Source organism: Exiguobacterium sp. SH1S21, from assembly GCF_004337175.1.
Lineage (GTDB): Bacteria > Bacillota > Bacilli > Exiguobacteriales > Exiguobacteriaceae > Exiguobacterium > Exiguobacterium aurantiacum_A.
Genome location: NZ_SJUY01000029.1, coordinates 1 through 454, shown reverse-complemented (window position 1 = coordinate 454; position 454 = coordinate 1). Strand labels below are relative to the sequence as shown.

Annotated in this window: 1 pseudogene; it reads left to right on the top strand. The window is 33.5% G+C overall.

The features are described from left to right. Positions 1-20 precede the first annotated feature (20 nt). Positions 21-454: pseudogene (locus EVJ24_RS15185) on the top strand (hypothetical protein); the annotation flags it as partial.

The window sequence follows — 454 nt, the reverse complement described above, 5'->3', positions numbered from 1 at the left end:
CACACGCACTGTTTCAGAGAATGGATAAAGAATTGATTACTCTGATTCAGCTTCAAGGCTATACCTTAATTTTAGACGAAGTCATGGATGTATTAGAACCAGTGAAGTTATCAAGTGATGACTTAAAAGTTCTTTTATCCGCAAAAAATAAAAGAGGTGAAAGTATTATCACAGTTAACGGAAATGGATTTGTAAGTTGGAATGACGAAACCTATTTGGAAGGAAATTTCACAAATATTCGTAACGTTGCTAAAGCGGGGAACTTAATGCTTTTTAATAATGTTGCTATGTACTGGCTATTTCCGATTGAAGCTTTTAAGGGATTCGATGAAGTGTTCATTATGACTTATATGTTTAGTGGACAGATTCAGAAGTATTATTATGATTTGTTTAATCTGCATTATGAGTGCCGTTCAGTTTCTGATCTTAATGGCAAATACACACTAGTTGATTA